This window comes from Pelagerythrobacter sp., assembly GCF_041912895.1.
Classification (GTDB): Bacteria; Pseudomonadota; Alphaproteobacteria; order Sphingomonadales; family Sphingomonadaceae; genus Pelagerythrobacter.
In genome coordinates this window covers 55,435-81,099 of the sequence record NZ_JAYSGI010000001.1, presented here as the reverse complement: position 1 = coordinate 81,099, position 25,665 = coordinate 55,435, and the positions used below count along the sequence as shown (strand labels likewise).

26 protein-coding genes and 1 pseudogene are annotated in these 25,665 nt (G+C 67.6%); 12 read left to right on the top strand and 15 right to left on the bottom strand.

Annotated elements, in window-relative coordinates; genetic code table 11:
- Positions 1 to 2 precede the first annotated feature (2 nt).
- From rplC to ACE3QC_RS00380, 10 genes are all read right to left on the bottom strand, one after another.
- Complete coding sequence (gene rplC, locus ACE3QC_RS00425; RefSeq protein WP_374405101.1) at positions 3 to 899, bottom strand: 50S ribosomal protein L3; 897 nt, start codon at positions 897 to 899, stop codon at positions 3 to 5.
- Between the two features lie 289 nt (positions 900 to 1,188).
- A complete protein-coding gene (rpsJ, locus tag ACE3QC_RS00420) occupies positions 1,189 to 1,500 on the bottom strand; it encodes a 30S ribosomal protein S10 (RefSeq protein ID WP_006831877.1) in 312 nt (103 codons plus the stop codon).
- A 162-nt stretch (positions 1,501 to 1,662) separates the two neighbouring features.
- A complete protein-coding gene (gene tuf / locus ACE3QC_RS00415; protein WP_374405100.1) occupies positions 1,663 to 2,853 on the bottom strand; it encodes an elongation factor Tu in 1,191 nt (396 codons plus the stop codon).
- A 92-nt stretch (positions 2,854 to 2,945) separates the two neighbouring features.
- Positions 2,946 to 5,039 carry an elongation factor G gene (fusA, locus tag ACE3QC_RS00410; protein ID WP_374405099.1) on the bottom strand — a complete coding sequence of 698 codons (2,094 nt, stop codon included), beginning with the start codon at positions 5,037 to 5,039 and terminating at the stop codon, positions 2,946 to 2,948.
- Positions 5,040 to 5,147: 108 nt separating this feature from the next.
- Positions 5,148 to 5,618, bottom strand: coding sequence for a 30S ribosomal protein S7 (gene rpsG / locus ACE3QC_RS00405; protein ID WP_374405097.1), 471 nt, complete (start codon positions 5,616 to 5,618; stop codon positions 5,148 to 5,150).
- A 169-nt stretch (positions 5,619 to 5,787) separates the two neighbouring features.
- Positions 5,788 to 6,159, bottom strand: a complete 372-nt coding sequence (rpsL, locus tag ACE3QC_RS00400) for a 30S ribosomal protein S12 (protein ID WP_006831873.1) — start codon at positions 6,157 to 6,159, stop codon at positions 5,788 to 5,790.
- Positions 6,160 to 6,494: 335 nt separating this feature from the next.
- On the bottom strand, positions 6,495 to 7,607 hold the full coding sequence (gene folP, locus ACE3QC_RS00395) for a dihydropteroate synthase (RefSeq protein ID WP_374405096.1): 1,113 nt from the start codon (positions 7,605 to 7,607) through the stop codon (positions 6,495 to 6,497).
- A 188-nt stretch (positions 7,608 to 7,795) separates the two neighbouring features.
- Positions 7,796 to 8,038, bottom strand: a complete 243-nt coding sequence (locus ACE3QC_RS00390) for a hypothetical protein (protein WP_374405094.1) — start codon at positions 8,036 to 8,038, stop codon at positions 7,796 to 7,798.
- Between the two features lie 39 nt (positions 8,039 to 8,077).
- The gene (locus ACE3QC_RS00385; RefSeq protein WP_374405093.1) at positions 8,078 to 9,256 is read right to left on the bottom strand and encodes a site-specific DNA-methyltransferase; all 1,179 of its coding nucleotides are present in this window, start codon (positions 9,254 to 9,256) and stop codon (positions 8,078 to 8,080) included.
- A gap of 402 nt (positions 9,257 to 9,658) precedes the next feature.
- On the bottom strand, positions 9,659 to 10,282 hold the full coding sequence (locus tag ACE3QC_RS00380) for a ribonuclease HII (protein ID WP_374405092.1): 624 nt from the start codon (positions 10,280 to 10,282) through the stop codon (positions 9,659 to 9,661).
- Here ACE3QC_RS00380 and ACE3QC_RS00375 point away from each other — a divergent pair.
- The 6 genes from ACE3QC_RS00375 (at position 10,281) to ACE3QC_RS00350 (ending at position 15,264) form a co-directional block, all read left to right on the top strand.
- The gene (locus tag ACE3QC_RS00375) at positions 10,281 to 11,504 is read left to right on the top strand and encodes a PQQ-dependent sugar dehydrogenase (RefSeq protein WP_374405091.1); all 1,224 of its coding nucleotides are present in this window, start codon (positions 10,281 to 10,283) and stop codon (positions 11,502 to 11,504) included. The genes ACE3QC_RS00380 and ACE3QC_RS00375 overlap by 2 nt on opposite strands.
- A gap of 77 nt (positions 11,505 to 11,581) precedes the next feature.
- On the top strand, positions 11,582 to 12,088 hold the full coding sequence (locus ACE3QC_RS00370; RefSeq protein ID WP_374405090.1) for a GNAT family N-acetyltransferase: 507 nt from the start codon (positions 11,582 to 11,584) through the stop codon (positions 12,086 to 12,088).
- Between the two features lie 35 nt (positions 12,089 to 12,123).
- Positions 12,124 to 12,672 (top strand): DUF1285 domain-containing protein, encoded by a 549-nt coding sequence (locus ACE3QC_RS00365; RefSeq protein ID WP_374405089.1) that lies wholly within the window; start codon positions 12,124 to 12,126, stop codon positions 12,670 to 12,672.
- Entirely contained in the window at positions 12,669 to 13,274 is a 606-nt protein-coding gene (locus ACE3QC_RS00360) for a CoA pyrophosphatase (RefSeq protein WP_374405088.1), read from the top strand. Before ACE3QC_RS00365 ends, ACE3QC_RS00360 begins: the two co-directional genes overlap by 4 nt.
- Positions 13,267 to 14,445, top strand: coding sequence for a CCA tRNA nucleotidyltransferase (locus ACE3QC_RS00355; protein ID WP_374405087.1), 1,179 nt, complete (start codon positions 13,267 to 13,269; stop codon positions 14,443 to 14,445). Before ACE3QC_RS00360 ends, ACE3QC_RS00355 begins: the two co-directional genes overlap by 8 nt.
- A gap of 240 nt (positions 14,446 to 14,685) precedes the next feature.
- On the top strand, positions 14,686 to 15,264 hold the full coding sequence (locus ACE3QC_RS00350) for a hypothetical protein (protein ID WP_374405086.1): 579 nt from the start codon (positions 14,686 to 14,688) through the stop codon (positions 15,262 to 15,264).
- Between the two features lie 83 nt (positions 15,265 to 15,347).
- Here ACE3QC_RS00350 and parC read toward each other — a convergent pair whose 3' ends face one another.
- On the bottom strand, positions 15,348 to 17,645 hold the full coding sequence (gene parC / locus ACE3QC_RS00345) for a DNA topoisomerase IV subunit A (RefSeq protein ID WP_374405085.1): 2,298 nt from the start codon (positions 17,643 to 17,645) through the stop codon (positions 15,348 to 15,350).
- Between the two features lie 99 nt (positions 17,646 to 17,744).
- Here parC and ACE3QC_RS00340 point away from each other — a divergent pair, with 99 nt between their 5' ends.
- A complete protein-coding gene (locus tag ACE3QC_RS00340) occupies positions 17,745 to 18,281 on the top strand; it encodes a type 1 glutamine amidotransferase domain-containing protein (protein WP_374405084.1) in 537 nt (178 codons plus the stop codon).
- A 151-nt stretch (positions 18,282 to 18,432) separates the two neighbouring features.
- Positions 18,433 to 18,894 (top strand): annotated as a pseudogene (locus ACE3QC_RS00335) (DUF4349 domain-containing protein); the annotation flags it as partial.
- Here the strand turns inward: ACE3QC_RS00335 and ACE3QC_RS00330 are convergent.
- From ACE3QC_RS00330 to ACE3QC_RS00320, 3 genes are read right to left on the bottom strand one after another with little or no spacing between them, the layout of a single operon-like run.
- Positions 18,891 to 19,220: a 2Fe-2S iron-sulfur cluster-binding protein gene (locus tag ACE3QC_RS00330; RefSeq protein ID WP_374406592.1), complete on the bottom strand. Its 330-nt coding sequence runs from the start codon at positions 19,218 to 19,220 to the stop codon at positions 18,891 to 18,893. The pseudogene ACE3QC_RS00335 and the gene ACE3QC_RS00330 sit on opposite strands and share 4 nt — an antisense overlap.
- A gap of 2 nt (positions 19,221 to 19,222) precedes the next feature.
- On the bottom strand, positions 19,223 to 20,302 hold the full coding sequence (locus tag ACE3QC_RS00325) for a cysteine desulfurase family protein (protein ID WP_374405083.1): 1,080 nt from the start codon (positions 20,300 to 20,302) through the stop codon (positions 19,223 to 19,225).
- Positions 20,303 to 20,318: 16 nt separating this feature from the next.
- On the bottom strand, positions 20,319 to 21,281 hold the full coding sequence (locus ACE3QC_RS00320; protein WP_374405081.1) for a cysteine desulfurase family protein: 963 nt from the start codon (positions 21,279 to 21,281) through the stop codon (positions 20,319 to 20,321).
- Positions 21,282 to 21,458: 177 nt separating this feature from the next.
- Between ACE3QC_RS00320 and ACE3QC_RS00315 the strand changes: the two genes are divergently transcribed.
- The 3 genes from ACE3QC_RS00315 to ACE3QC_RS00305 all read left to right on the top strand — a co-directional run bounded on the left by ACE3QC_RS00315 (position 21,459) and on the right by ACE3QC_RS00305 (position 23,390).
- Entirely contained in the window at positions 21,459 to 22,115 is a 657-nt protein-coding gene (locus ACE3QC_RS00315) for an alpha/beta hydrolase (RefSeq protein ID WP_374405079.1), read from the top strand.
- Between the two features lie 5 nt (positions 22,116 to 22,120).
- Complete coding sequence (locus tag ACE3QC_RS00310) at positions 22,121 to 22,591, top strand: GFA family protein (RefSeq protein ID WP_374405078.1); 471 nt, start codon at positions 22,121 to 22,123, stop codon at positions 22,589 to 22,591.
- 121 nt (positions 22,592 to 22,712) lie between these two features.
- Complete coding sequence (locus ACE3QC_RS00305; RefSeq protein ID WP_374405076.1) at positions 22,713 to 23,390, top strand: energy transducer TonB; 678 nt, start codon at positions 22,713 to 22,715, stop codon at positions 23,388 to 23,390.
- 1 nt (position 23,391) lies between these two features.
- Here the strand turns inward: ACE3QC_RS00305 and ACE3QC_RS00300 are convergent, their stop codons facing one another.
- The gene (locus ACE3QC_RS00300; protein WP_374405074.1) at positions 23,392 to 23,604 is read right to left on the bottom strand and encodes a hypothetical protein; all 213 of its coding nucleotides are present in this window, start codon (positions 23,602 to 23,604) and stop codon (positions 23,392 to 23,394) included.
- 96 nt (positions 23,605 to 23,700) lie between these two features.
- Here ACE3QC_RS00300 and ACE3QC_RS00295 point away from each other — a divergent pair, with 96 nt between their 5' ends.
- The gene (locus tag ACE3QC_RS00295; protein WP_374405072.1) at positions 23,701 to 25,551 is read left to right on the top strand and encodes a DUF885 family protein; all 1,851 of its coding nucleotides are present in this window, start codon (positions 23,701 to 23,703) and stop codon (positions 25,549 to 25,551) included.
- Positions 25,552 to 25,665 lie beyond the last annotated feature (114 nt).

Here is a 25,665-nt window from a genome sequence, read left to right as displayed (position 1 = left end):
GATCAGGACTCCTTGTTCTCGCCGTCGGTCGCCTTGTCGGCGGAACCGTCGGTGGTGTTCTCTTCGCCCGCCGCGGGGGTGACGTCGTCGCCCGCACCGGCCTGCTGTTCCTTCAGGAGCTGTTCCTGATGCTCGGCATCGACCTGCTCGTGAACCTCGTGCTCGGCCGCGCTTTCAACCAGGCCGGCATCGGCCTCTTCGTGCTGCGGAGCGGAGTTCTTCTTCTCGAGGATCGCGCCGGGGAACGGAGCGCTCTCGGGCATCGGCAGCTTGACCGCGTCGCGGACGAGCAGCCAGCCGTTCTTCGAGCCCGGGACCGAACCCTTGACGAACAGCAGGCCGCGGTCGGCGTCGGTGCGCACGATCTCGAGGTTCTGCTGCGTGCGCTGGCGGTCGCCCATGTGGCCGGCCATCTTCTTGTTCTTGAAGACGCGGCCGGGATCCTGGCGGTTACCCGTCGAACCGTGCGAACGGTGGCTGAGCGAGACGCCGTGCGTGGCGCGCAAGCCTCCGAAGCCCCAGCGCTTCATGGCGCCGGCGAAGCCCTTGCCCTGCGTGTGGCCGGTGATATCGACCTTCTGGCCGGCAACGAAGTGCTCGGCGCTGATGGTCGAGCCGACCGGCATCAGGCCATCTTCGTTCTCAAGCCGGAATTCGGCGACCTTCATCTTCAGGCCGACCTCGGCCTTGGCGAAGGCTTCGCGCTGCGGCTTGGCAACGTTCTTCTGCTTGGCTTCGCCCGAACCGACCTGGAGCGCGACATAGCCATCGCGGTCGGCGGTGCGGTGCGAAACGACCTGGCAATTCTCCAGTGCCAGAACGGTGACGGGCACATGCCGGCCATCCTCCTGGAACAGGCGGGTCATCCCGACTTTCTTTGCGATAACGCCGGTGCGCATCGTTCAAGACTCCTACACAGAGGCACCCGGACCCATTCCGGGTGCTTGTCAGCCCTATTTTCGATGCATCGCCCCGTCCGGGCTGAACCACTCCCCGAAGGAAGCGAGACGGGGGACGCAGACCCGGCCAAATCGATCCGAAGACCAGCCGGCGGTATCCCGATGTCTTGCCAGCCTTGCGGCCGGCGGGGCTATCGAGCGCCCCAAAACTTTCCCGATCGTTTAAGGTCCGATCAGGAGGACCGCGACCCCCGCCTGCGCGGGAGCTGCGCTCGCGAAAACCTTCGGCTTACGCGAGCTTGATTTCCACGTTCACGCCCGCGGCGAGGTCGAGCTTCATCAGCGCGTCGACGGTCTGGGCGTTGGGCTGCACGATGTCGAGCAGCCGCTTGTAGGTGCGCACCTCGAACTGCTCGCGCGACTTCTTGTCGATGTGCGGGCCGCGGTTCACGGTGAACTTCTCGATCCGCGTCGGCATGGGAATGGGGCCACGAATGAGAGCACCCGTACGACGCGCGGTATCTGCGATTTCGCCAGTCGCCTGGTCGAGAACGCGGTGGTCGAACGCCTTGAGGCGAATGCGGATGTTCTGAGCTTCCATTACCTTACCGATGCGAAAGAGCCGAGGAGCTTCGCCAGAGGACCGGCTTCGCTCCCAACAAAAAAGAAGGCCAGCCCCGCCTCCCGGAAAAACCGGTGGGGGCGGCCCCCTTCCAAAATTCGAACCGGCGGGGAGCGAATCCCCGCCGGTCCGGCGCCTATATTACTTCGTGATCTTGCTGACAACCCCCGAACCGACGGTCCGGCCGCCTTCGCGGATGGCGAAGCGCAGGCCCTCGTCCATCGCGATCGGCGCGATCAGCTTGACGCCGATCGTGACGTTGTCGCCCGGCATGACCATCTCGGTGCCCTCGGGGAGGATCACTTCACCGGTCACGTCGGTGGTGCGAAAGTAGAACTGCGGGCGGTAGTTGGCGAAGAACGGCGTGTGACGGCCGCCTTCGTCCTTCGACAGCACGTAGACCTCGGCGCTGAATTCGGTGTGCGGGGTGACGGTGCCGGGCTTGGCCAGAACCTGGCCGCGCTCGACGTCTTCACGGCCCACGCCGCGGATCAGCGCGCCGATGTTGTCGCCGGCTTCGCCGCGATCGAGCAGCTTGCGGAACATCTCGACGCCGGTGACGGTCGTCTTCGAGGTATCCTTGATGCCGACGATCTCGACTTCGTCGCCCACGTTCACGACGCCGGTCTCGACGCGGCCGGTCACGACGGTGCCGCGGCCCGAGATCGAGAACACGTCCTCGATCGGCATCAGGAACGGCTTGTCGACCGGACGGTCGGGCTGCGGGATGTGCTCGTCGACCGCCTTCATCAGCTCGACGATCGAGTTCTTGCCGATCTCGTCGTCACGGCCTTCGAGCGCGGCCAGCGCCGAACCCTTGACGATCGCGATGTTGTCGCCGTCGAAGTCGTAGCTCGACAGCAGCTCGCGCACTTCCAGCTCGACCAGCTCGAGGATTTCCTCGTCGTCGACCTGATCGACCTTGTTCATGTACACGACCAGCGCAGGCACGCCGACCTGACGGGCGAGCAGGATGTGCTCGCGGGTCTGCGGCATCGGGCCGTCGGCGGCGTTCACGACCAGGATCGCGCCGTCCATCTGGGCGGCACCGGTGATCATGTTCTTCACGTAGTCGGCGTGGCCCGGGCAGTCGACGTGCGCATAGTGGCGCGCATCGGTCTCGTACTCGACGTGCGCAGTCGAGATGGTGATGCCGCGCTCGCGCTCTTCGGGGGCCTTGTCGATGTTCGCGAAGTCGACGGCGGCGCCGCCGTGCTCTTCGGCCATGACCTTGGTGATCGCGGCGGTCAGCGTGGTCTTGCCGTGGTCGACGTGACCAATGGTGCCGATGTTGCAGTGCGGCTTGTTACGCTGGAATTTTTCCTTAGCCATTTGCTTGTAACCTCTGTCTGTCAGATTTGAATTTCACCAGGTCACGGGCGGCCCCGGGGAATCAGGCGCCGCCCCTAGACGCTTGCCCAATCTTAGGCAAGCTTCTCCTTGACCTCCTGCGCCACGTTCGCCGGCACTTCGTCGTAGTGCGAGAACTGCATCGAGTACTGCGCACGCCCTTGCGTGAACGAGCGCAACTCGTTGACGTAGCCGAACATATTGGCGAGCGGCACGTTGGCTTCAACCGCCTGGGCGTTGCCGCGCGTGTCGGTGCCCTGGATCTGGCCACGACGGCTGTTGAGGTCGCCGATGACGTCGCCGAGATAGTCCTCGGGGGTCACGACCTCGACCTTCATGATCGGCTCGAGCAGCTTGATGCCGGCCTTCTGCGCCGCCTCGCGCATCGCGCCGCGCCCGGTGATCTCGAAGGCCACCGTGCTCGAGTCGACGTCGTGGTACTTGCCGTCGATCAGCTCAATGGTGAAGTCGATGATCGGGAAGCCCACCAGATAGCCGCTTTCCGCCTGCTCGCGCATGCCCTTCTCGACCGAAGGGATGTACTCGCGGGGGATGTTGCCGCCCTTGATGTTGTCTTCGAAGATCACGCCCTGGCCGCGTTCGCCGGGGATCACGCGAACCTTCGCCTCGCCGAACTGACCCGAACCACCCGACTGCTTCTTGTGGGTGTAGGTGACTTCGACTTCCTTGGCGAGCGATTCACGGTAGGCCACCTGCGGCGCACCGACGTTGGCCTCGACCTTGAACTCGCGCTTCATGCGATCGACCAGGATGTCGAGGTGAAGCTCGCCCATGCCCTTGATGATCGTCTGACCCGATTCGTGGTCGGTCGAGACGCGGAAGCTCGGATCCTCGGCGGCGAGGCGATTGAGCGCGACGCCCATCTTTTCCTGGTCGGCCTTGGTCTTGGGCTCCACGCTCAGTTCGATGACCGGCTCGGGGAATTCCATCCGTTCCAGGATGATCGGCTTGGACGGATCGCACAGCGTGTCGCCAGTCGTGGTGTCCTTCATCCCGGCCAGCGCGACGATGTCGCCCGCGAACGCTTCCTCGATGTCCTCGCGGTTGTTCGAGTGCATCAGCAGCATGCGGCCGATCTTTTCCTTCTTGTCCTTCACCGAGTTCAGGACTTGGCCCTTGGCCAGCTTGCCCGAATAGATGCGGGTGAAAGTCAGCGAGCCGACGAACGGATCGTTCATGATCTTGAACGCCAGCGCGGAGAACGGCGCATCATCGCTCGAGGGGCGAGTCTGCTCCTCGTCGCTGTCGGGCAGCACGCCCTTGATCGCCGGCACGTCGAGCGGCGACGGCATGTAGTCGACCACCGCGTCGAGCAGGGGCTGGACACCCTTGTTCTTGAACGCCGAGCCGCACAGCACCGGCACGAAGGCGCGCGCCATCGTGCCCTTGCGGATGAGTTTCTTGAGCGTCGCCGCGTCGGGCTCGTTACCCTCGAGGTACTGCTCCATCACGTCGTCGTCCTGCTCGACGGCGGTCTCGATCAGCTTCTCGCGGTATTCGGCGGCCTTGTCGGCCAGTTCCTCGGGGATGTCGACGTAGTTGAACGTCGCGCCGAGGCCGTCGTCTTCCCACACGATGCCGCGATTGTTGACGAGATCGACCACGCCCTTGAGGTCGCTCTCCATGCCGATCGGCAGGTAGAGCACCAGCGGCGTCGCGCCGAGGCGGTCGATGATCGACTGGACGCAGTAATAGAAATCGGCGCCGGTGCGGTCGAGCTTGTTGATGAAGCACATCCGCGGCACGCCGTACTTGTCGGCCTGGCGCCACACCGTTTCCGACTGCGGCTCCACGCCCGCGACGCCGTCGAACACCGCGACCGCGCCGTCGAGCACGCGCAGGCTACGCTCGACCTCGATGGTGAAGTCCACGTGGCCGGGGGTGTCGATGATGTTGATTCGGTGCTTGGGGCCCTCGCCGTCTTCCGCCTGCCAGAACGTGGTCGTGGCGGCGGAAGTGATGGTGATCCCGCGCTCCTGCTCCTGCTCCATCCAGTCCATGGTCGCGGCGCCGTCGTGGACTTCGCCGATCTTGTAGGACTTGCCGGTGTAATAGAGGATACGCTCGGTCGTGGTGGTCTTGCCGGCATCGATGTGCGCCATGATGCCGATGTTGCGATAGCGCTCCAGCGGATAGTCGCGGGCCATGTGGATTTCCTTGCGGTTCGGGGCGGTGTCGCGCCCCATATAGTTAACTGTGTGACCGGTTGAAGACGTGCCCAGCCGGTGCCGGGCACGCCTCGACCGGCGCGCGCGTTACCAGCGGTAGTGGCTGAACGCGCGGTTCGCGTCGGCCATGCGGTGGGTATCTTCGCGCTTCTTGACCGCGTTGCCGCGGTTGTTCGCCGCATCCATCAACTCGCCCGACAGGCGCGCCGACATCGTGGTTTCGGCACGGCCGCGCGCGGCAGTGATGAGCCAGCGGATCGCCAGCGCCTGGGCACGCTCGGGGCGAACCTCGACCGGCACCTGATAGGTCGCACCGCCGACGCGCCGCGAACGGACCTCGACCTGCGGCTTGATGTTGTTCAGCGCGTCGTGGAACAGGCCGATCGGATCAGCCTTGGCCTTGGCTTCCACGGTGTCGAGCGCGCCATAGACGATACGCTCGGCAGCGGACTTCTTGCCGTCGTACATGAGGTTGTTCATGAACTTCGACAGGACCTGATCTCCGAACTTGGGATCAGGCAGGATTTCCCGCTTCTCGGGACGACGACGACGACTCATTGGTCTCTTCCTTGTCTTGCAGCCTCCGCTCCCCTGTTCCCGTCACCCTGAACTTGTTGCAGGGTCCATCGGGAGGTTTGGTGCGGCGCTTGAACTTCTGGAACCTTCGCCTGCGGAGCCATGGATCCTGAAACGAGTTCAGGATGACCTGACGCCGGAGGCTGTCAGGTCACTTGGGCCGCTTGGCACCATACTTGGAACGCGACTGCTTGCGGTCCTTGACGCCCTGGGTGTCGAGCACGCCGCGCAGCACGTGGTAGCGCACGCCGGGAAGGTCGCGCACACGGCCGCCGCGGATCAGCACGACCGAGTGTTCCTGCAGGTTGTGGCCTTCGCCCGGGATGTACGAGATGACCTCGCGCTGGTTGGTAAGGCGCACCTTGGCGACCTTGCGCAGCGCCGAGTTCGGCTTCTTCGGGGTCGTCGTGTAGACGCGGGTGCAGACGCCGCGCTTCTGCGGGTTCTGCTCCATCGCAGGGACCTTCGACTTGGCCTTCTGCGGAACGCGGCCCTTGCGGACCAGCTGGTTGATCGTCGGCATTAAGACTTTCTCTCTTCACCGTGTGGTGGCGCCACTGGGCCGAGGTGGAGAGAAGACCGTGCGCGCCGCACGCGGGGCCGAAGCCGCCGCGAGGCGAGGCAATCGCACGAGCTTGAAACACTCCACCCGGGTCACGGACGCCGGGTTACTTTGACGGCTGCCCCGAAGCTTCGCAGCTTCAATAGAAAAGAGCCTTCGGCGCGATACGCCAAGGCCCCCGGGACATGACCGGCAATGTTCAGCTCTATCTGGCCGACGCGGATTGCCGCCCGCTTCGGATGGCCGCGCCCCTAGGGGGATTCGGGGCGCAGGTCAAGCGAACACACGCCCGCCCGCTAGCCCGGCATCTGCGCGAAATCGGTCAGCGCTGCATCGCGCAGGCCGCGCCAGACGTTGCGCGCCTGGACCGTTTCGGCGACGTCGTGGACGCGCAGGAACTGGACCCCGGCGTTCATCCCCGCCAGTGCGAGCGCGAGGCTGCCGCCCATCCGCAGATGCGCGGGCGCCTCGCCCGACAATGCGCCGATCATCCGCTTGCGGCTCGCCCCGAGCAGCAGCGGTGCCCCCAGCGCGTGGAAGAGGGGCAGCGCGTTCACCAGCGCCAGGTTCTCGGCCAGCGACTTGCCGAAGCCGATGCCGGGATCGAGCACGATGTTCTGGCGCGCGACGCCCGCCGCCACCGCCGCGTCGCGCCGCTCGCGCAGCCAGTCGAACACGTCGAGTACCACGTCGGCGTAGTCCCCGCCCGAATGCAGATTTTCACCTTCCCCCGGCGCGTGCATCAGCACCACCGGGCAGGCGCGCGCGGCGACGAGTTCGAGACTGCGCGGATCGTGGCGCAATGCGGAGACGTCGTTGACGATATGCGCCCCGGCGTGGAGCGCGGCGTCCATTACCGCCGGGCGGCGCGTGTCGACGCTGATCGCCGCGCCCATCGCAGCGCAGTATTCGACTGCGGGGATCACGCGCTTCAGCTCGTCGCCTTCCCACACCGCGGGCGCGCCGGGGCGCGTGCTCTCGCCGCCGATGTCGACGATCGCCGCCCCGCTCTCGAGCATCGTGGCGGCATGGTCCCGCCCGTCCTCGGGCCGGTCGAGGAACTTGCCGCCGTCGGAGAAGCTGTCGGGCGTGACGTTGAGGATGCCCACGATCTGCGGCTGATCGAGCCGCACCGTCCGCTCGCCCAGTTGTAGCGGCGGATGCGCGAGCGTGAGGTTCGCCCACTGCGCCTCCGCCTCGGCACCGAGCGCCTCGGGCAGAAGAGCGAACGTCTCGGCGGCGGCTTCCGGCGTGAAGCGCAGTCGCTCGGCCACCCGGCCCTCGCGGCGCACGATCGCGGCGAAGCGGTGCGCATAGACCATGCCGCCGGCGAGGCGGACACAGTCGCCCTCCTCGCTCTGCGGACTCGCGGCGAGGCCGATCGGCTGGAGATAGACGCGCTCGCTCATCGACTCGCAGTTCCGATGATATGGTGTGACATGGACCGGTTGTTACACTGTCCTGGAGAGAAAAACTCGGGGCGCGCGGGGCGCAGGTCAGGCGGGCATGAAATGAGGTCCGACAAGGTCATGCAGGCGGTTTAGCGGCAGATCGCGATGTAGGACAGCGAGAGCCGGCCACGAGCATGTCGGCCGGTTCAGTCGACCAGTTCGAGACGCTTTTCGATCCGCCTGATACGATCGCTCAACTCGTCGAGCCGATGACGATCGTCGACCTGCTCGGAATAATTGTGCGCGACATCGCGTCCGAACCGAGCGAACGAGGTTTCGATCGAACTCAGGCGCGCCTTGACCTCACGGATATCGCTTCGGATCTCCGCGCTTTCCTCACGCAAGGCTCGCAGGTGCTCGAGCACGAGATTTTCGACATTCTCGTTCATGCTATCGAATCTACCACACCTCGGGTGAACGACAAGTTTTCAATCCTCCACCGCCAGCAGGTGCAATTGCCGCGCGGCGTCGATCGGCTTGACCTCGATGCCGTTCGGGCCGCCCGCCTCGTAGTGCCAGAAGGTCCAGCCGTTGCAGCTCGGCGCGCCTTGCAGCTCCTTGCCGAGGCCGTGGATCGAGCCGGTCTGCTTGCCGAAAGCGAGCGAGCCGTCGGCGCGCACGGTGGCGGTCCAGCGGCGTTTCTTGTCGAACACCTGCGTGCCCGGCGCGATCATGCCGTTTTCCACCAGCGCGCCGAACGCCACCTTGGGCGCGGCTTTGCGGCTCTGCATGGTCTGGAGCGCGCTTTCGTCGAGCGGCAGCTCCTTCTCGATCCGCTTGATCGCGGCCTCGCGGTACCCGCCCTCTCGCTCGCAGCCGATCCATTCGCGGCCCAGTCGCTTGGCGACCGCGCCGGTGGTGCCGGTGCCGAAGAACGGATCGAGCACCACGTCGCCGCGCTCGGTCGTCGCGAGCAGCACGCGGTAGAGCAGCGCCTCGGGCTTCTGCGTCGGGTGGACCTTGTGCCCGCCTTCCTTGAGCCGCTCGGCCCCGCCGCAGATCGGCAGCACCCAGTCGCTGCGCATCTGCAGTTCGTCGTTCAGCGTCTTCATCGCGCGATAGTTGAAGTGATACTTCGCCTTCTCGCCCTGGCTCGCCCAGATCAGCGTTTCGTGCGCGTTGGTGAAGCGCGTGCCCTTGAAGTTGGGCATCGGGTTGGCCTTGCGCCACACGACGTCGTTGAGAATCCAGAAGCCCAGATCCTGCAGGATCGCGCCGACGCGGAAGATGTTGTGATAGCTGCCGATCACCCACAGCGCGCCGTCGGGCTTGAGAATTCGTTTCGCTTCCGCGAGCCAGGCCCTTGTAAAATCATCGTAAGTCTTGAAGCTGTCGAACCGGTCCCAATCGTCGGTCACGGCATCGACGTGGCTGCCGTCCGGCCGGTTGAGATCGCCGCCGAGCTGGAGGTTGTAGGGCGGATCGGCGAACACGAGGTCCACGCTCGCATCGGGCAGGCGGCGCATCGCCTCGACGCAGTCGCCGTCGAGGATCTGCCCGACCGGCAAATCCTGCGGCAGCGCCGCCTTCACCGCCAGTTCGCGCGGCGCGGCGACCGGCTCGGCCTCGCGCAGCATGCGTGTCTTCGTGGTCTCCACGACCCCCATCGATTACCCCCGTCCGATTCAACTTATCCACAGGGTGAGTCCAAGCGGACTCCGCGTCAAGCCGGGAATTGTCGCGGCATATGGTTAACGCCTGGTAACTTGCGGCGGAACGAAAGGAGTTTGCCACAAGATGTTGAGTCTGCACGATTCCGATGGACTCGATATCGTGTAGGTGTTGCCGCGAAGACTCGCCGGGCGGTTGTTTCGGGTTCACGCAGAGATCGCAGAGGAGCAGAGGCCGCGGAGAGACTTTTTCGCGCCAAGACGCGAAGGCGCCAAGATGCCTTTCTTGCGGCGAAGCCGCTAGCGATTGTCCGATGCAGCGTTGGCAGTGGATCCGCCTTCGGCGCGGGGACGTCCAATCTCTTCGCGCCTTCGCGTCTTGGCGCGAAATCGAACCCGTTACAGCAATTCCATCTGCGCCACCGGAGCGAAGCTGCGGCGGTGGAGCGGGGTCGGGCCGTGGGTGCGCAGCGCGGCCATGTGGTCGCGCGTGCCGTAGCCCTTGTTGCGCTCCCACCCGTAGTGCGGATGTTCGCGCGCGGCGGCGATCATCATGCGGTCGCGCCATTCCTTGGCGACGATCGAGGCGGCCGAGATCGCCGGCTCCTTGGCATCGCCGCCGACGATCGCGCGCGCCCCCCAGCGCCATTCGGGGCGGCGGCCATGCGGGGTGAGGTTGCCGTCGACCAGTACTTCGTCGGGCTCGCGCGCCAGTGCTTCGGCGAGGCGCGCGACCGCCAGCGTCATCGCCAGCATCGTCGCGCCGAAGATGTTGAGCCGGTCGATCTCCTCGACCTCGACCACGCCCACGCCCCAGGCGCAACGCCGGCGGATCGAGAGGTCGAGCTGCCCGCGGGTCGCGGCGCAGAGTTTCTTGGAATCGTCGAGCCCTGCCGGTCGCGGCTTGCACAGCGCCACGGCAGCAGCCACAACCGGCCCGGCCAGTGGCCCGCGCCCCGCCTCGTCCACGCCGACGACCAGCGGGCCGGAGCCAAATGCGTATTGGGGAGTTGCGCTGAACATGACAAAAAATGCGATCCTTGCCGCCGCTCTATCGCCCTGCCTGCTGTTCGCCGCAAGCTGCAGCGGCCAGCCATCGGGGGATACGTCCTCGACCCCGGCCCCGACCACGCCGCCGCCTGCCGGCGGTACGGCCGATGCGGGCGAACCTGTGACCGTCACTTCCAGTAGCGATTTCAGCACCCGCTCGTTCGGCGCGTTCGACGAGCCGTGGGCCGCCGATTTCGCTCCCGGGACGCAGACGCTGTTCATCACCGAAAAGGGCGGGACGATGAAGTTCGTCGACACCGCGACCGGACGGACCGGCAACGTGACCGGCACCCCCGAGGTCGACTACGGCGGCCAGGGCGGGTTCGGCGATATCGCCTTCCTGCCGTCCGAGAGCGCAGGCACCGTCGGCAGCCGAACGATCTATCTGACCTGGGTGGAAGCCGGTGACGGAGACACCCGCGGCGCCGTGCTCGGCAAGGGCACGCTCAACTGCGCCGCCGCCGAAAGCTGCGCGATCGAGGGACTGAACGTGATCTGGCGGCAGGACCCCAAGGTGACCGGGCGCGGCCATTTCTCGCATCGCATCGCCATCGCGCCCGACGGGCAGCACCTGTGGCTCGCTTCGGGCGACCGGCAGAAGATGCAGCCCGCGCAGGATCTGTCGAACAACCTCGGCAGCGTGCTGCGGCTGACGTTGGACGGAAAGGCTGCGCCGGGCAATCCGTTCGCCGATCGCGGCAGCCCCTCGGACCAAATCTGGTCCTACGGCCACCGCAATATCCTCGGCCTGCATTTCGACGCGCAGGGGCGGCTGTGGGATCTCGAGCACGGTCCGGCGGGCGGCGACGAGCTCAACCTCGTCGCGCAGGGCGACAACTATGGCTGGCCGCTGGTCTCCGAAGGCGATCATTACGACGGCGAGGAAATTCCGCCGCACTCCACACGTCCCGAATTCCACGCCCCGGCGATCAGCTGGAACCCGGTGATCGCGCCGGGCGATTTCGTGTTCTATTCGGGCAAGCTGTGGCCGGAGTGGCAGGGGCAGGCGATTATCGCCGCGATGGACCCCACCGCCATCGTGCGCGTCGCGATCGATGGCGAGACGGCACGCGAGGTCGCCCGCTATCCGTTCGAACGGCGAGTGCGCGAGATCGTCGAAGGCCCCGACGGCGCGTTATGGATCCTCGAGGACGGCGACGGCGGGCGGCTGATCCGCATGGTGCCCGGCGGTTGAGCGACAAGCGCGGCGCTGCGCGGGCCAAGGCGAAATTGATCGACAGGCCCGCGCCTCGCCCGTAACGGCGCGCGGCTATGGCCACCATCGCGCCCCTCGCCACCGTCGAACCCGCGCTGATCGAGGCGCTGCTCGACCGTGCGTTCGGGCCCGACCGCCACGCGCGCACCGCTTATCGCATTCGCGAAGGGACGGACTGGCTGCCCGCGTTGAGCTTCGCGGCGGCGGACGACGACGGCTATCTCGTCGGCACGATTCAGCTCTGGCCCGTCGCGCTGACCGACCCGGAAGGCCGCGCGCATCCGATGTTGATGGTCGGCCCGGTCGCGGTCGTGCCCGAGCGGCAGGGCGAAGGCTATGGCAAGGCGCTGATGCTCGCCGCGCTGGGCGCGCTGGACGCGGGCGCGCTGCCGCAGGTGATGATCGGCGACGCGGACTACTACGGGCGCTTCTTCGGCTTCATCGCGGCGCCTGCGGGCGGGTGGCACTGCCCCGGTCCATTCGACCCCGCCCGCCTGCTGGTGCGGTGTGACAACCCGGCGGTGCTCCCGGCCGAAGGCATGCTGGGGCCGTGGCAGGATTGAAGCGATCCCGGCAATCTGCCAACGCTCCTGTCGCAATGCCTTACGAACCCCCGCCCGAACTCGCCGGCCTCACGCTCGATCAGATCGCCGCGCATGTCGCCGCGCGCAAGCTGCCGCCGGTCGAGGACTGGAGCCCGGAAAAGACCGGCGACAGCGCGATGCGCATCGCGGGGGACGGCACGTGGTTTCACGAAGGCAGCCCGCTCACGCGGCAGGCGATGGTGCGCGCGTTCGCCGGCCTGCTGACCCGCGACGATGGCGGGCAGCACTGGCTCGTCACCCCGTTCGAGAAGCTGTCGATCGAAGTCGAGGACGCGGCCTTCGTCGCGACCGACGTGGTGCGCAAGGACGGCGATCTCGCGTTCCGGCTGAACACCGACGAGCTGGTCGTCGCCGGGCCGCAGCATCCGTTGCGCGCGGGCGGTAGCGCGGAAGAACCGGCGATCTACCTGGGGGTGCGGCGGGGGTGCGAGGCGCAGCTCAACCGCAGCACCTGGCTCCAGCTCGCCGAAATCGCGCTGGCCGAGGGCGACGGCACCCACGTCTCCAGCGGCGGCGAGCGCTGGTCGCTGCTGCCCGAATGAGCGCGCTGTTCGACCGTCTCGCGGCGCTGTTCGAGCAGGGCCACGCGGCGGACATTCCCGACCTGATGACCGACGCGCGCTTCGCCGACGCCGATCGCTCGGCCGACGCGGCGGTGCTGATCGCCGTCACCGATCGCCCCGTCCCCGGCGTGATCCTGACCCAGCGCCCCAACGACATGCGCGATCATCCGGGGCAGGTCGCCTTCCCCGGCGGCAAGATCGATCCGGGCGAAAACGCGATCGAGGCCGCGCTGCGCGAGGCGGACGAGGAACTCGCGCTGCGGCCGTCCGACGTGCGCGTGATCGGCGCGACCGACCGTTACCAGACAGGCACCGGGTTCGACATCACCCCGGTGCTCGGCGTGGTCCCGCCCGACCTGCCGCTGGTCGCCAATCCGGGCGAGGTGGAGGCTTGGTTCGAAGCGCCGCTCGACCTGCTGCTCGACCGTGCGAACTGGGCCGAGCACGAAGTGTTCTGGCAGGGTGCGATGCGCACGTATCTCGAATATCATTACGAAGGCTTCCGCATCTGGGGCGTAACCGCCGCGATCATCGCCAACCTGTCGCGGCGGATCGAATATCGGGCGCTGTTCGATGCCTGAGCGCCTGCCACCCGCCCCATGGACCGCGCGCGAGGATCTCGCGGCGCTGGTCGCGGCGCTCGGCGCCGATAACGTGCGCTGGGTCGGCGGCGCGGTGCGCGACACGCTGCTGGGCGCGGACATATACGATGTCGACGGGGCGACCCCGCTGACCCCCGATACGGTGATCGAGCGATGCCGCGCGGCGGGTATTCGCACCGTGCCCACCGGGATCGACCATGGCACCGTCACCGCGATCCTGCCGGGCGGCAACGTCGAGGTGACCACGCTGCGCCGCGACGTGTCGACCGACGGCCGGCGCGCGACGGTCGCCTTCGCGAGCGACTGGCGCGAGGATGCCGCGCGGCGCGATTTCACGATCAACGCGCTCTACGCCGCGCCCGATACGCTGGAGATTTCGGACTGGTTCGGCGGGCTCGGCGACCTGGCGGAGCGGCGCGTGCGCTTCATCGGCGATGCGCGCGAACGCATCCGCGAGGATCACCTGCGCATCCTGCGCTACTTCCGCTTCCAGGCGCGCTTCGGATCGCGGCTCGACCCCGAGGCGGAAGACGCCTGCGCCGAACTCGCGGGCACGCTGAAGGGCCTGTCGCGCGAACGGATCGCGGGCGAGCTGCTGACCCTGCTCGCGCTGCCCGACCCCTCCGACACGGTCGAGCGGATGCTCGCGCTGGGCGTGCTGCCGGTCGTGCTGCCCGAGGTGAACGGCAAGGGCATCGCGGCCCTGCGCAACCTCGTCGCGGCAGAACGCGCGGCTGGCATCGCGCCGCATCCGGTGCGCCGCCTCGCCGCGCTGCTGCCCGCGCTGCCGCCGGTGGCGGAGACGGTGGCCTCGCGCCTGCGGCTGTCGAAGGCGCAGCGCGAACGGATCGCCTGCGCCGCCGCGCGCGGCGCGGCAGATACGCAAGACCCGCGCGCGCTCGCCTATCGCGAGGGGATCGACTGCGCGACCGACCGGCTCCTGCTCGGCGACGGAAACATCGCCGAACTGCACGGCTGGGACGTGCCCCGTCTCCCGCTGAAAGGCGGCGAGATCGTCGCGCGGGGGGTCGAAGCCGGGCCGGACATCGCGCGCATCCTGCAGCAGATCGAGGCGCGCTGGATCGCCGAGGGCTTTCCGCCGCGCGAGCGGGTGTTGCAGATGCTCGACGAAGCGCTGGACCGCGACTGACGCGCTTCATCGTGGGCTAATGTGGCCATGCTATAACAGCCGTGTTGCCATCGTATGCACAGCTTGCGATGGAACCTCGACCCCAATTTGGGTGTTTGGGCCTCTGTCGCTTTCCAGCGGCGGTGCAATGCGCCGACGGCATCCCTGCCGCAGCGGCGCGCTCGCATCCCTGTTTCGCCCTTTCCCGCGGGTTCGCCCGCATCGATCACGTTGATTGTACTTTAGATACGGAGTGATTTCATGAAGTTCACCAAGTTTGCCCTCGCCGCCGTCGCCGCCGCCGGCCTCGCCACCGCTGCTCACGCGCAGGACGTCACCGTCGGCGCGACCGTGTACGGCCCCGAAGGCAACCCGGTCGGCACCGTCGAAAGCGTCGCCAATGGCGTCGTCACGCTCGACACCGGCACGCACAAGGCCCCGCTGCCGACCAACGCCTTCGGCACGAGCGAGAACGGCCCGACGATCACCGTCACCAAGGCCCAGCTCGACGCGATGATCGCCGAGCAGATGGCTGCCGCCAACGCGCAGCGCGACACCGCACTGGTGGCCGCCGCGCCGGTCCTCACCGCCGACAACCAGCCGCTGGGCACGGTCAAGAGCGTCAACGGCAACACCGTGATCGTCACCCGCGCCGAAGGCGACGTGAACCTGCTTCGCGAGCACTTCGCGGTCAACCAGGCCGGCCAGCTCATGGTGCTGTTCACCGACGCGCAGATCGACCAGGCCGCCGCCGCCGGCGGTGCCGCCGCGACCGCGCAGACCGAAGCGCCCGCCGCGGACACGGCGACCGACGCCGCCGCGGAAGCGACCACCGAGTAATCGGACAGGCCTCTCACCGGGGTTTTGATATCAGGAAGGCCGGGCGCGCGATGGCGAGCCCGGCTTTTTTGCTGCCTGTATAGTTAGAACCGATTGTCCTTCGGGAAGCCTTGCGGTGGCAGGCGCCCCGCAGCACCGCGCGCGACCTTCCATTGCCAGATGTCGTTTTCGGTCCGCGTGCGGCCGGTCTCGCCGCCCATCGCCCAGCTCAACCCCTCGGCAAGGGTGAAGGTGGTCGCATCGCTCAGCCCGCCGTCGCGATAGCGCTGGAGCGTGACGCCCTGCCCGCGCGCGAGCATCGGCAGTTCCTCCAGGTTGAACACGACGAGCTTGCGATTGTCGCCGACGACCGCGACGTGATCGTGCTCGGCGGCGATCTCGCGCACGACGCGAAGCTGCGCGCCGGCCTTCAGGTTCACCACCTGCCGCCCCTTCCGGGTTTCGGCGAGGATCTCGTCGGTCGCGGCGGCGAAACCCTTGCCGGTGGTCGCGGCGAGCAGCAGTTGCCCGCCCGGCCGATGGACGATCAGGCCGACGACCTGCGTCTGCGGATCGATGTCGATCGTGTTGCGGATCGGTTCGCCGAAGCCGCGCGCGCCGGGCAGCTTGTCCGCGCCGAGCGTGTAGATACGCCCGTCGCCCGCCACCACCAGCAGCTTGTCCGTGGTCTGCGCGTGAAGCGCGAAGGCCGGACCGTCGCCTTCCTTGAACTTCCAGTCGCTCGCCAGATCGGCATGGCCGCGCGCGCCGCGAATCCACCCCTTCTGGCTGAGGATCACGGTGACCGGCTCCTTCTCGATCATCGCGTCCATGCTGAATTCGACCGCGGGCGCGGCTTCCGCGATCGTGGTACGTCGGCGGCCGAGCGGCGTGTCCTCGGCATATTCCTTGCGCAGCGCGGTCAGGTCGCGCTTCAGCCGCGTGCGCTGGCGAGCGGGGCTACCGAGCAATTTTTCCAGCTCGTCCTGCTCCTTCAGCAGCGCGTCCTTCTCCTGCCGCAGCTGCATTTCCTCCAGCTTGCGCAAGCTGCGCAGCCGCATGTTGAGGATCGCCTCGGCCTGCCGGTCGGTGAGGTTGAATTCCGCCATCATCACCGGCTTGGGTTCGTCCTCGGTGCGGATGATCTCGATCACCCGGTCGAGGTTGAGGAAGGCGACGATGTAGCCTTCGACCAGTTCCAGCCGCCGCGCGATCTGTTCGAGCCGGTGGCGGCTGCGGCGTTGCAGAATGTCGATCTGGCTCGCGGTCCAGTGGGTCAGCAATTCCTTCAGGCCCATGACCATCGGGGTGCGGCCGGTGCCCTCCTGCGCGTCGAGCACGTTGAGGTTGAGGCCGAAGCGCGTTTCCAGATCGCTCAGCTTGTAGAGCGATTCCTTGAGCAGTTCGGGATCGACGTTACGGCTGCGCGGCACGAACACCAGCCGGATGTTCTCGTCGCTCTCGTCGCGGATATCCTCGAGGATCGGCAGCTTCTTGTCGGCGATAAGCTGGGCGATCTGTTCGATCAGCTTGCCCTTCTGCACCTGATAGGGGATTTCGCTGACGACGAGCTGCCATTGGCCGCCGCCCAGCCGCTCGATCCCCGCATCGCGATCTTCCGCCTTTTCGGCTTCGGCGGCGTGGAAGCGCGCGCGGATGCGGAAGGACCCGCGCCCCGTTTCGTAGGCATGGGCGATCGCATCGGGGCTGTCGACGATCAGCCCGCCGGTGGCGAAATCCGGCCCCTGGAACAGCGCCATCAGCCGCGCGTGCTCGACATGCGGGTTGTCGATCAACTCCAGCGTGGCGTCGATTATTTCGGCGACGTTGTGGCTCGGGATATTGGTCGCCATGCCGACCGCGATCCCGCTGGCCCCGTTGGCGAGCAGATTGGGAAACAGGCCGGGGAAGATGTCGGGCTCGCTGTCTTCCCCGTTGTAGGTCGGGACGAAATCGACCGTGCCCTCGTCCAGCCCTTCCATCAGGCGCAGCGCGGTCCTGGTCAGGCGCGCTTCGGTGTAGCGGTAGGCGGCGGCGTTATCGCCGTCGATGTTGCCGAAGTTGCCCTGCCCCTCGACCAGCGGATAGCGCAGCGCGAAATCCTGCGCGAGGCGGACCATCGCGTCGTAGACGCTGGCATCGCCGTGCGGGTGGTACTTGCCGATCACGTCACCCACCACGCGGGCGGATTTCTTGAACGCATCGGTCGGGTTCAGCTTCAACTGCCGCATCGCCCACAGCAGGCGGCGGTGGACCGGCTTCAGCCCGTCGCGCAGGTCGGGCAGCGAGCGCGCGGTGATCGTCGACAGCGCGTAGACGAGATAGCGTTCCTCCAGCGCGGAATCGAATGGCGCATCGACGATCGCGTCGAACGGGTCTTTCTCGTCTTGAACGGTGGCCATGCTGATCGCCCTAGCAGCGCGCCGCGCGGGCTGGAAGCGGCGGAACGAGGCGCTTCCCCCATGCGTTGCACCGACAACCCGAAACGAAAGGAAATACCCATGAAACGCGTACTCATCCTCGCCACCGATGGCTTCGAGCAATCCGAACTGATGAAACCGCGCGAAGCGCTGGAGAAGGCCGGCTTCGAAACCACCGTCGCCAGCCTCGAAGACGGCGAAATCCGCGGCTGGGCCGAGAAGGATTGGGGCGACGAGGTCAAGGTCGACATCACCGTCGACGAGGTCGGCACCGGCGATTACGACGCGCTGCTGCTGCCCGGCGGCCAGATCAACCCGGACGTGCTGCGGATGAACGAGCGCGCGGTGAACATCGTCCGCGAATTCGACCGCGACGGCAAGCCGATCGCCGCGATCTGCCACGGCCCCTGGCTGCTGGTCGAAGCGGACGTGGTGAAGGGCAAGACCGTGACGAGCTGGCCCTCGATCCGCACCGACCTCACCAACGCGGGCGGCAATGTGGTCGACAAGGAAGTCGCGGAAGATGGTCACATCATCACCAGCCGCAATCCCGACGACATTCCGGCGTTCTCGAAGGCGCTGATCGCGCAACTGGAGAAAGTGACCGAAGCGGCCTGACAACCACCTGAAAATCCGCCGTTTCGCAGGGCCTCGTCGCTGATTGCGGCGGGGCCCTTCGCATATCTGCGCTTGACGCTAGTGGAATTGCGGCGCAATTGTGGCAAAATAATGGCGAAAAGGAGGCCGCAATGCGGCAGAGGATTTCCAGGAGAGTGTGTTCGCTGGTGGCGGTGTCCAGATTTCCGCCGAGATCGCGACCGAGGAAGTGTCGAAGGCGATCGTCGACACCGAGGCGCAGCTACGCGCGCGAACCGAATTGCGCGACCGGCTGATGGGCGTGCTGCGCACCCGGCGCGGGAGCTTGCAGGAACTGGTCGCGGCCGAACGCAGCGTGGCCGAAGTCAATCAGGAGATCGACCAGGCGCGAAACTGGCTGCGCGAGATGCAGGGCCGCGTCGCCTACAGCCGGGTCGATGTGCGCTACGAGAGCGGCGCGCTGGTGGCGAACGACTTCCTCTCGCCGGTGCGCGCGGCGGTCGGCTCGCTTGGGTCGATCCTCGGCTTCCTGGTCGCCGCACTGATCGTGCTCGGCGCGATCCTCGGCCCGATCGCCGGACTGGTCTGGCTCGGCCGCAGGATCGGCCGGAAGATCGTGGGCGAAACCGCCTAGCGCCCGCGCATGTCGTGGCTGTCCGGGGGGACGCGGACTTCGAGGCCGTCGAGGGCTTCGGACACCAGTATCTGGCAGGACAGGCGGCTGGTGCGGCAGGCCCCGGCGGCGAGGTCGAGCATGTCTTCCTCTTCTTCGCTCGCTTCGGGCAGGCGGTCGAACCACTCGGGCGCAACGATCACGTGGCAGGTGGAGCAGGCCATCTGGCCCTCGCAAGTGCCCTCCAACGGCATTCCGGCGGCCTGCGCGACTTCGAGCAACGGGAGGCCCACGGCGCCCTCGGCCTCGACCGGATCGCCCTTCGTGGTGACGAAGCGGACGCGCACTGTCACAGGCCTTGCGCCTTGGCGCCCGCGACGATCGCGGAGGCGCCGCGTTCGAGATCGTCCATAGTCGTGTAACGGCCGAAGCCGAGGCGGATCGAGCTTTTCGCCTGCGCGTCGGAAAGCCCGATCGCCTTCAGTACGTGGCTCGTCCGGCCCGAGCCGCTGGCGCAGGCCGATCCGGCGGAGAACATCACCTCGCGGCATTCGCTCATCAGGCGGTTCACGTCGAGACCTTCCAAACGCAGGTTGAGATTGCCGTGCCAGCGCGCCTCGGCGCTGCCGTTCAGCGCCCATCCGGCGAACAGGTCGCGCGCGCGCGTCCACAGCGCCTCGATATGCGCGGCGTCCTCCTCCATCCGCTCGGCGGCGCGCTGCGCGGCGGCGCCGAAGCCGGCGCAGAGCGCGGGGCTGAGCGTGCCCGAGCGCGCCCCCTCTTGCAGCCCGCCGGTGATCTGCGGATCGAGCTCCAGCCCGTCGCGCACCCACAGCGCGCCGATGCCCTTGGGCCCGTGCATCTTGTGCGCGCTGACCGCGATCATGTCGGCCACGGGGACCGCCATCTTGCCGCAGGCCTGCACCGCGTCGCACAGGAACAGCGCGCCGGCGGCTTTCGCGCGGGCGTGCCATTCGGCGACCGCCTGCACGGTGCCGATCTCGTTGTTGACCGCCATGACGGCGACGAGGCCGGTATTTTCCGGCAGCGCGGCGGCGGGATCGGTCAGACCCTCGGCATCGACCGGGATTTCGGCGGCCTCGCCGAGCGCCATCGCCGTATCGCGCACCGCCGCGTGCTCGATCGCGGAATAGGCAATGCCCGGCTTTCGCACACCATCCGAGCCGCGCATCGCGAGGTTGATCGCCTCGCAGGCATTGCCGGTGAACAGCACCCGCCCGCCCGGCGGCAACAGCGCGGCGACCCGCTCGCGCGCGACCTCGACCGCGGCGGCCGCCTGCCGCCCCATCCGATGCGGGCTGTGCGGATTGCCGAACCCGGCGCCCTCCGGCCCGTCGAGCCAGCGCAGCATCGCCGTGCGCGCCTCGGGCGCGAGCGGAGTAGTGGCCTGATAATCGAGGTAGATCATGACGCTTCCATAATGCTCAGCCGAGCGCTGTCCACGCTTCGGCAAACCGTTCGAGGTGCTCCGGGGTGGTGTTCCAGCCGAGGCTTATGCGGATCGTGCGCGCGGCCACGTCGTCGGGCACCCCGAAGCCTTCGAGCACGCGGCTTTTCTTCAGCGTGCCGGAGGAACATGCGCTGCCCGCCGACACCGCGAAGCCCAGCGCGTCGAGGCGGATCAGCAGCGCCTGCGCGCTGAGCGAGGGATGCGCGATGGCGACGATGTGCGAGGTCTGCAGGCCGGGCGCGATGCGCTCGCCCGCCAACGCGGCCGCGAAATCGGTCCGCTGCGCTTCGCTGGTGCGCCAGCTTGCGATCCCGCCCGCTTCGAGCGCCGCCGCCATGCCCATCGCGCCGGCCAGGTTCTCGGTCCCCTGCCGATAGCCGCGCTCGTGCCCGCCGGTGGGTTCGAGCATCGCGAAATCGCGCACCAGCAGCGCGCCGACGCCGATCGGCCCACCGAACTTGTGCGCCGAGACGACCGCCATGTCCGCATCGGGCAGAGCGAGTTTGCCCGCCGATTGCGCGCAGTCGCTCAACAGCAGCCCGCCTGCTTCGCGCACCTGCCGCAGCAGGCCGTCGCCGTCGCGCAGCAGGCAGGTGCCGGTTTCCGAATTGACGTGCTGCACTGCGGCGATCGCGCGTTCGCCGCCGCCCAGTGCCTCCGCATCGATCGCGCCGCCGCGTACCGGCAGCACCTCGGGGTCAGGCGCAGCGCGGAACACCGCATCGTGCTCGACCGCGCTAGCAAGCCGCCGTTCGACCTTCGCCCTGCCCAGCCCGATCGCCAGCGCCTCGCTCGCGCCCGAGGTGAAGATCACCTCGCCCTGCCAGCCGAGCGCACGCTTCACCCGCTCGCGCGCATCCTCCAGCGCCGCCTTCGCCTTGCGGCCTTCGGCGTGGGGGCTGGAGGGGTTCGCCCACAGGCGAAACCCCTCCTCCATCGCGGCGCGCGCCTCGGGGCGCAGCGGGCTGGTGGCGGCGTGATCGAGGTAGATGCGCTCGGGAATGGGACGATGCTCGAAACAATTGCGATTTCAGGGGGCCGCACTATATAGCCCGCGACTTCGCGCGCGCCACCCGGCCCGCTGCGGATAGCTCAATTCCGGCAGGATCACCCGATGCCCTCAGTCATCTTTCCCGGCCCCGAAGGCCGTCTCGAAGGCCGTTTCTCCCCTCCCCCGCGCCCGCGCGCGCCGGTCGCGATGATCCTGCACCCGCATCCGCAGGGCGGCGGGACGATGAACGACCGCATCACGCAGCGGCTCTACAAGACCTTCGTCGACCGCGGGTTCGCGGTGCTGCGCTTCAACTTCCGCGGCGTCGGCCGCAGCCAGGGCAGCTTCGACAACGGCGTGGGCGAACTGTCCGACGCCGCCTCGGCGCTCGACTGGGTCCAGTCGATCCATCAGGAAGCGCAGACCACCTGGGTCGCGGGCGTCAGCTTCGGCGCGCTGATCGGCATGCAGCTGCTGATGCGCCGGCCGGAGATCCGCGGGTTCATCTCGATCGCCCCGCCCGCCAACATGTACGATTTCAGCTTCCTCGCCCCGTGCCCCGCGAGCGGCATCTTCATCCAGGGCGCGGCGGACACGGTGGTGCAGCCGGGCGCGGTGACCAAGCTGGTGGAAAAGCTGCGCACGCAGAAGCACATCACGATCCACCACGAGGAAATCCCGCGCGCCAATCACTTCTTCGAGAACGAGAACGACGAGTTGATGGCCTCGGTCGACAACTATCTCGATTTCCGGCTCGACCCCGCCTGCCCGATCAAGTGAGCGCGATGCGGCGGCTACCGATCGTCGCGACCGGTGGCTGCCAGTGCGGCGCGGTGCGTTACCGCGCCTCGGCAATGCTCGACAACGCGCACGTGTGCCACTGCCGGATGTGCCAGAAGGCAACCGGCGCGCCGTTCGCCGCGCTGGTGGCCGCGCCCGACGACGCACTCGAATGGACACGCGGCGCGCCCGCCACGTTCGAGAGCAGCGCCGGGGTCGAACGCGGGTTCTGCGCGCAATGCGGTACACCGCTGTTCTACCATTCGCTCGCGGCGGGGCGGACCAACCTGACCATCGGCTCGCTCGACGATCCCGCCGCCTTCGCGCCGCAGTCGCAGATGGGCACCGAATCGCGCCTGCCGTGGTTCGAAGCGCTGCCCGCGCTGCGCGACGAAGGCGCGACCGAGGCGGGCGATCGCGCCGAGTGGGCCGCTGCGATCCGTCACACCAGCAGACAGCACCCGGACCACGACTGATTTCGCTCGCAGGCATCCCAGGCGGTTGATCTTGCGCCTCCAACTGTAACGTTGTATCATTCTTTCGCGGAAGAGCGCCGGACCGGCTCACCGGTCACGGCTGGAGAGAGGAGAACGGGCAATGGCTTATATGGATGCAAGATCGCCGCAGGACCGGGCGAAATCGATCGCCGGGGTGGTCGCGGTGCACGGCGCGCTCGCCTACGCGCTGCTGTTCGGGTTGCAGGCGACCGGGGTGATCGAAACGGTGCCGAGCCTGACCGGCGAGACGGTGACCGAAGTTCCGATCGATCCCCCGCCGCCGCCCAAGCCCGACGAAATTGTCGACGAACCCGCCACCTCGCAAAGCTACGTCCACGTGCCGGATACGCCGGTGGATCTCGTCAGCGACGATCCGCTCATCACGATCGTCGATGATCCGCTGCCGCCGCTGAAACCGATCGAGCTCGAGGCCTTTCCTACACCGGGGCCGACGCCTTCGGGCCAGTCGACGCCGCGTTTCGATGCAATCGCAGCGAAGCCGAGCAACGACACCTCGCGGTGGGTCACGACCGGCGATTATCGCAGCAGCTGGATCAGCCGCGAGCTGACCGGCGTCGCGCGCTTCCGCGTGCAGGTCGGCGCCGATGGCCGGGTGGCGCAATGCACGGTTACCGGGTCGAGCGGCCATGCCGAACTCGACCGGGCGACCTGCGATCTCGTGACGCGCCGCGCGCGCTTCGATCCGGCGCGCGACGCGCAGGGCGAGAAGGCGCCCGGCAGCTATTCGAGCGCGGTTTCCTGGCGCCTGCCCGAATGAACTAGTTGCCGACGCCCCGTTCGACCCTGTCGGCCGGGGCGTCGCCGCTCGCGTCGGGCACCGTCCAGATCGCGACGTTGGCGAAGCACACGAGCGCCATCACGATCATCAGCAGCACCTGCTTGCGCGAGCCGCCCTTGCGCCAGAGGAAGACCGCGCCGACGATCAGCGCGATCCCCGCCAGCATGATGATCGACAGCACGGTGCCCAGCATTGTCCGCTCCCTTCGCGCCCGCTCCTATCGTGGACTGTCCGAGGCCGCCAGTCCCGTCGATTGACAGCAAACGGCGCGCCAGCCACACCGGCGCCCATGCAGGAAACGCGCTTCGACATCACCCGCCGCCAGGCCCTCGCAGGGTTGGGCGCGGGGGCCTCGCTGCTCGCGCTCGGCGGTTGCCAGCGCGCGCTGACCCCACCCGCATCGGTCGGCACCGCCAGCCATCCGCTGCTCGACGACGTCGCCTGGAACCTCCTCGCGCACGAGCCCGAGCGGGCGACCAGCCTCGGCGTCGACACCGGAGCGCACGCGGCGCTGCGCGCGGAGCTGGAGGACCAGTCCGCCGCCGGTCAGCGTGCCTATGCCGAGACGCTGCGCGCCGATCTTGCACGGGTCCGCGCGCACGACACCGCCGGGCTCGACGCCGACACCCGGACCAGCTTCGAGGTGGTCGAGAGCGCCTATGCGACCGCGCTCGACGGTTTCGCCCTGCCCTACGGCGACGTCGCGGTCGGGAGCTGGCGCAATGCCCCCTATGTCGTGATCCAGAACGTCGGCACCTATCTCGACATGCCGCGCTTCATGGACACCACGCACCCGCTGAAAACGGCGGAAGACGCCGAGGCCTACCTCGCGCGGATCGAGGCGCTGCCCGGCGCGCTCGACGGCGAGCTGGAGCGGATGACGGCGGCGCGCGGCATCGGCGTGGTGCCGCCCGACTTCCTGCTCGACAAGGCGATCGCGCAGATGGAGAGCACGATCGCCGATGCGCGGGGCAGCGCGCTGTTCGTCGCCCAGCTGCGCGAGAACCTCGCCGCCTCGGGCCTGCCCGCCAGCTATGCCGAGCGGGTCGATGCGCTCGTCACCGGGCCGGTCGCGGAGGCGCTCGGCCGCCAGCTCGCCGAGCTGAAGGCGGAGCGTGCGGTCGCGAAATCCGACGCGGGCATGTGGGCCCAGCCGCAAGGCGAGGAATGGTACGCCTGGGGCCTGCGCGCGAGCACCACGACCACGCTCAGCCCCGACGAGGTCCACCAGCGGGGTCTCGACGAACTGGCCGAACTGCACGGGCGGATGGACCCGATCCTGCGCAAGATCGGCTACACCAGCGGCAGCGTGGGCGAGCGGATGCAGGCGCTGTCGGCCGATCCGCGCTACAAGTTCGCCGAGGGCGATCCGGGCCGCAAGCAGATTATGGATTTCATCCACGAGCGGATCGAATGGATCACCGCGCAGATGCCGCGCGCGTTCAACACGCTGGTCGATCCCAACCTGGAGGTTCGCCGCCTGCCGCTGGCCGAGGAACCCGGCGCGCCCGGCGCCTATGGCGGCGCGGGGAGCAAGGACGGCACGATCCCGGGGCGCATGTGGATCAACCTCAGGAGCACCGACCTGCACCGCAAGTACGACCTCGCCGACCTGACCTATCACGAGACGATCCCCGGCCACGTGTGGGAAGGCGAATTCTCCAACCGCCTGCCGCTGATCCGCTCGATCCTCGCGTTCAACGCCTTTTCCGAAGGCTGGGCGCTCTACGCCGAGCAGATCGCCGACGAACTCGGTGCGTACGAGGATTTCGAGGTCGGCCGGCTCGGCTATCTCCAGAGCCTGGCGTTCCGCGCCTGCCGCCTGGTGGTCGACACGGGGCTGCACCACAAGCGCTGGACGCGCGAGCGCGGGCGGCAGTTCTTCGTCGAGGAGAACGGCTCCAAGCCCGACGAGGTGGCGAGCGAGGTCGACCGCTATTGCAGCTGGCCGGGGCAGGCCTGCGGCTACAAGATCGGCCATAGCGAGATCGTCGGCCAGCGGGATCGTGCGCGGGCGGCGCTGGGCGACGCCTACGATTTCCGCGCGTTCAACGATGCGGTCGTACTCGGCGGCAATGTCCCGATGGACGTGCTGGCGAAGAACGTCGAACGCCATATCACCGGCGCGGCGACGGGCTGAGGTTCGACTGCGGGCGCGCGTTTTTTTGATTCACGCGGAGACGCAGAGACGCGGAGGGGGCTGGATCATGTTAAAGCTTCGTCTGCCCTCCGCCGAAGGCGCATCGATCGCTCG

What these genes read in the sequence shown, in the direction of transcription:
- rplC (WP_374405101.1), bottom strand. Translation starts at nt 899, where the DNA reads ATGCGCACCGGCGTTATCGCAAAGAAAGTCGGGATGACCCGCCTGTTC.
- rpsJ (WP_006831877.1), bottom strand. Translation starts at nt 1,500, where the DNA reads ATGGAAGCTCAGAACATCCGCATTCGCCTCAAGGCGTTCGACCACCGC.
- tuf (WP_374405100.1), bottom strand. Translation starts at nt 2,853, where the DNA reads ATGGCTAAGGAAAAATTCCAGCGTAACAAGCCGCACTGCAACATCGGC.
- fusA (WP_374405099.1), bottom strand. Translation starts at nt 5,039, where the DNA reads ATGGCCCGCGACTATCCGCTGGAGCGCTATCGCAACATCGGCATCATG.
- rpsG (WP_374405097.1), bottom strand. Translation starts at nt 5,618, where the DNA reads ATGAGTCGTCGTCGTCGTCCCGAGAAGCGGGAAATCCTGCCTGATCCC.
- rpsL (WP_006831873.1), bottom strand. Translation starts at nt 6,159, where the DNA reads ATGCCGACGATCAACCAGCTGGTCCGCAAGGGCCGCGTTCCGCAGAAG.
- folP (WP_374405096.1), bottom strand. Translation starts at nt 7,607, where the DNA reads ATGAGCGAGCGCGTCTATCTCCAGCCGATCGGCCTCGCCGCGAGTCCG.
- ACE3QC_RS00390 (WP_374405094.1), bottom strand. Translation starts at nt 8,038, where the DNA reads ATGAACGAGAATGTCGAAAATCTCGTGCTCGAGCACCTGCGAGCCTTG.
- ACE3QC_RS00385 (WP_374405093.1), bottom strand. Translation starts at nt 9,256, where the DNA reads ATGGGGGTCGTGGAGACCACGAAGACACGCATGCTGCGCGAGGCCGAG.
- ACE3QC_RS00375 (WP_374405091.1), top strand. Translation starts at nt 10,281, where the DNA reads ATGACAAAAAATGCGATCCTTGCCGCCGCTCTATCGCCCTGCCTGCTG.
- ACE3QC_RS00380 (WP_374405092.1), bottom strand. Translation starts at nt 10,282, where the DNA reads ATGTTCAGCGCAACTCCCCAATACGCATTTGGCTCCGGCCCGCTGGTC.
- ACE3QC_RS00370 (WP_374405090.1), top strand. Translation starts at nt 11,582, where the DNA reads ATGGCCACCATCGCGCCCCTCGCCACCGTCGAACCCGCGCTGATCGAG.
- ACE3QC_RS00365 (WP_374405089.1), top strand. Translation starts at nt 12,124, where the DNA reads ATGCCTTACGAACCCCCGCCCGAACTCGCCGGCCTCACGCTCGATCAG.
- ACE3QC_RS00360 (WP_374405088.1), top strand. Translation starts at nt 12,669, where the DNA reads ATGAGCGCGCTGTTCGACCGTCTCGCGGCGCTGTTCGAGCAGGGCCAC.
- ACE3QC_RS00355 (WP_374405087.1), top strand. Translation starts at nt 13,267, where the DNA reads ATGCCTGAGCGCCTGCCACCCGCCCCATGGACCGCGCGCGAGGATCTC.
- ACE3QC_RS00350 (WP_374405086.1), top strand. Translation starts at nt 14,686, where the DNA reads ATGAAGTTCACCAAGTTTGCCCTCGCCGCCGTCGCCGCCGCCGGCCTC.
- parC (WP_374405085.1), bottom strand. Translation starts at nt 17,645, where the DNA reads ATGGCCACCGTTCAAGACGAGAAAGACCCGTTCGACGCGATCGTCGAT.
- ACE3QC_RS00340 (WP_374405084.1), top strand. Translation starts at nt 17,745, where the DNA reads ATGAAACGCGTACTCATCCTCGCCACCGATGGCTTCGAGCAATCCGAA.
- ACE3QC_RS00325 (WP_374405083.1), bottom strand. Translation starts at nt 20,302, where the DNA reads ATGATCTACCTCGATTATCAGGCCACTACTCCGCTCGCGCCCGAGGCG.
- ACE3QC_RS00320 (WP_374405081.1), bottom strand. Translation starts at nt 21,281, where the DNA reads ATGGAGGAGGGGTTTCGCCTGTGGGCGAACCCCTCCAGCCCCCACGCC.
- ACE3QC_RS00315 (WP_374405079.1), top strand. Translation starts at nt 21,459, where the DNA reads ATGCCCTCAGTCATCTTTCCCGGCCCCGAAGGCCGTCTCGAAGGCCGT.
- ACE3QC_RS00310 (WP_374405078.1), top strand. Translation starts at nt 22,121, where the DNA reads ATGCGGCGGCTACCGATCGTCGCGACCGGTGGCTGCCAGTGCGGCGCG.
- ACE3QC_RS00305 (WP_374405076.1), top strand. Translation starts at nt 22,713, where the DNA reads ATGGCTTATATGGATGCAAGATCGCCGCAGGACCGGGCGAAATCGATC.
- ACE3QC_RS00300 (WP_374405074.1), bottom strand. Translation starts at nt 23,604, where the DNA reads ATGCTGGGCACCGTGCTGTCGATCATCATGCTGGCGGGGATCGCGCTG.
- ACE3QC_RS00295 (WP_374405072.1), top strand. Translation starts at nt 23,701, where the DNA reads ATGCAGGAAACGCGCTTCGACATCACCCGCCGCCAGGCCCTCGCAGGG.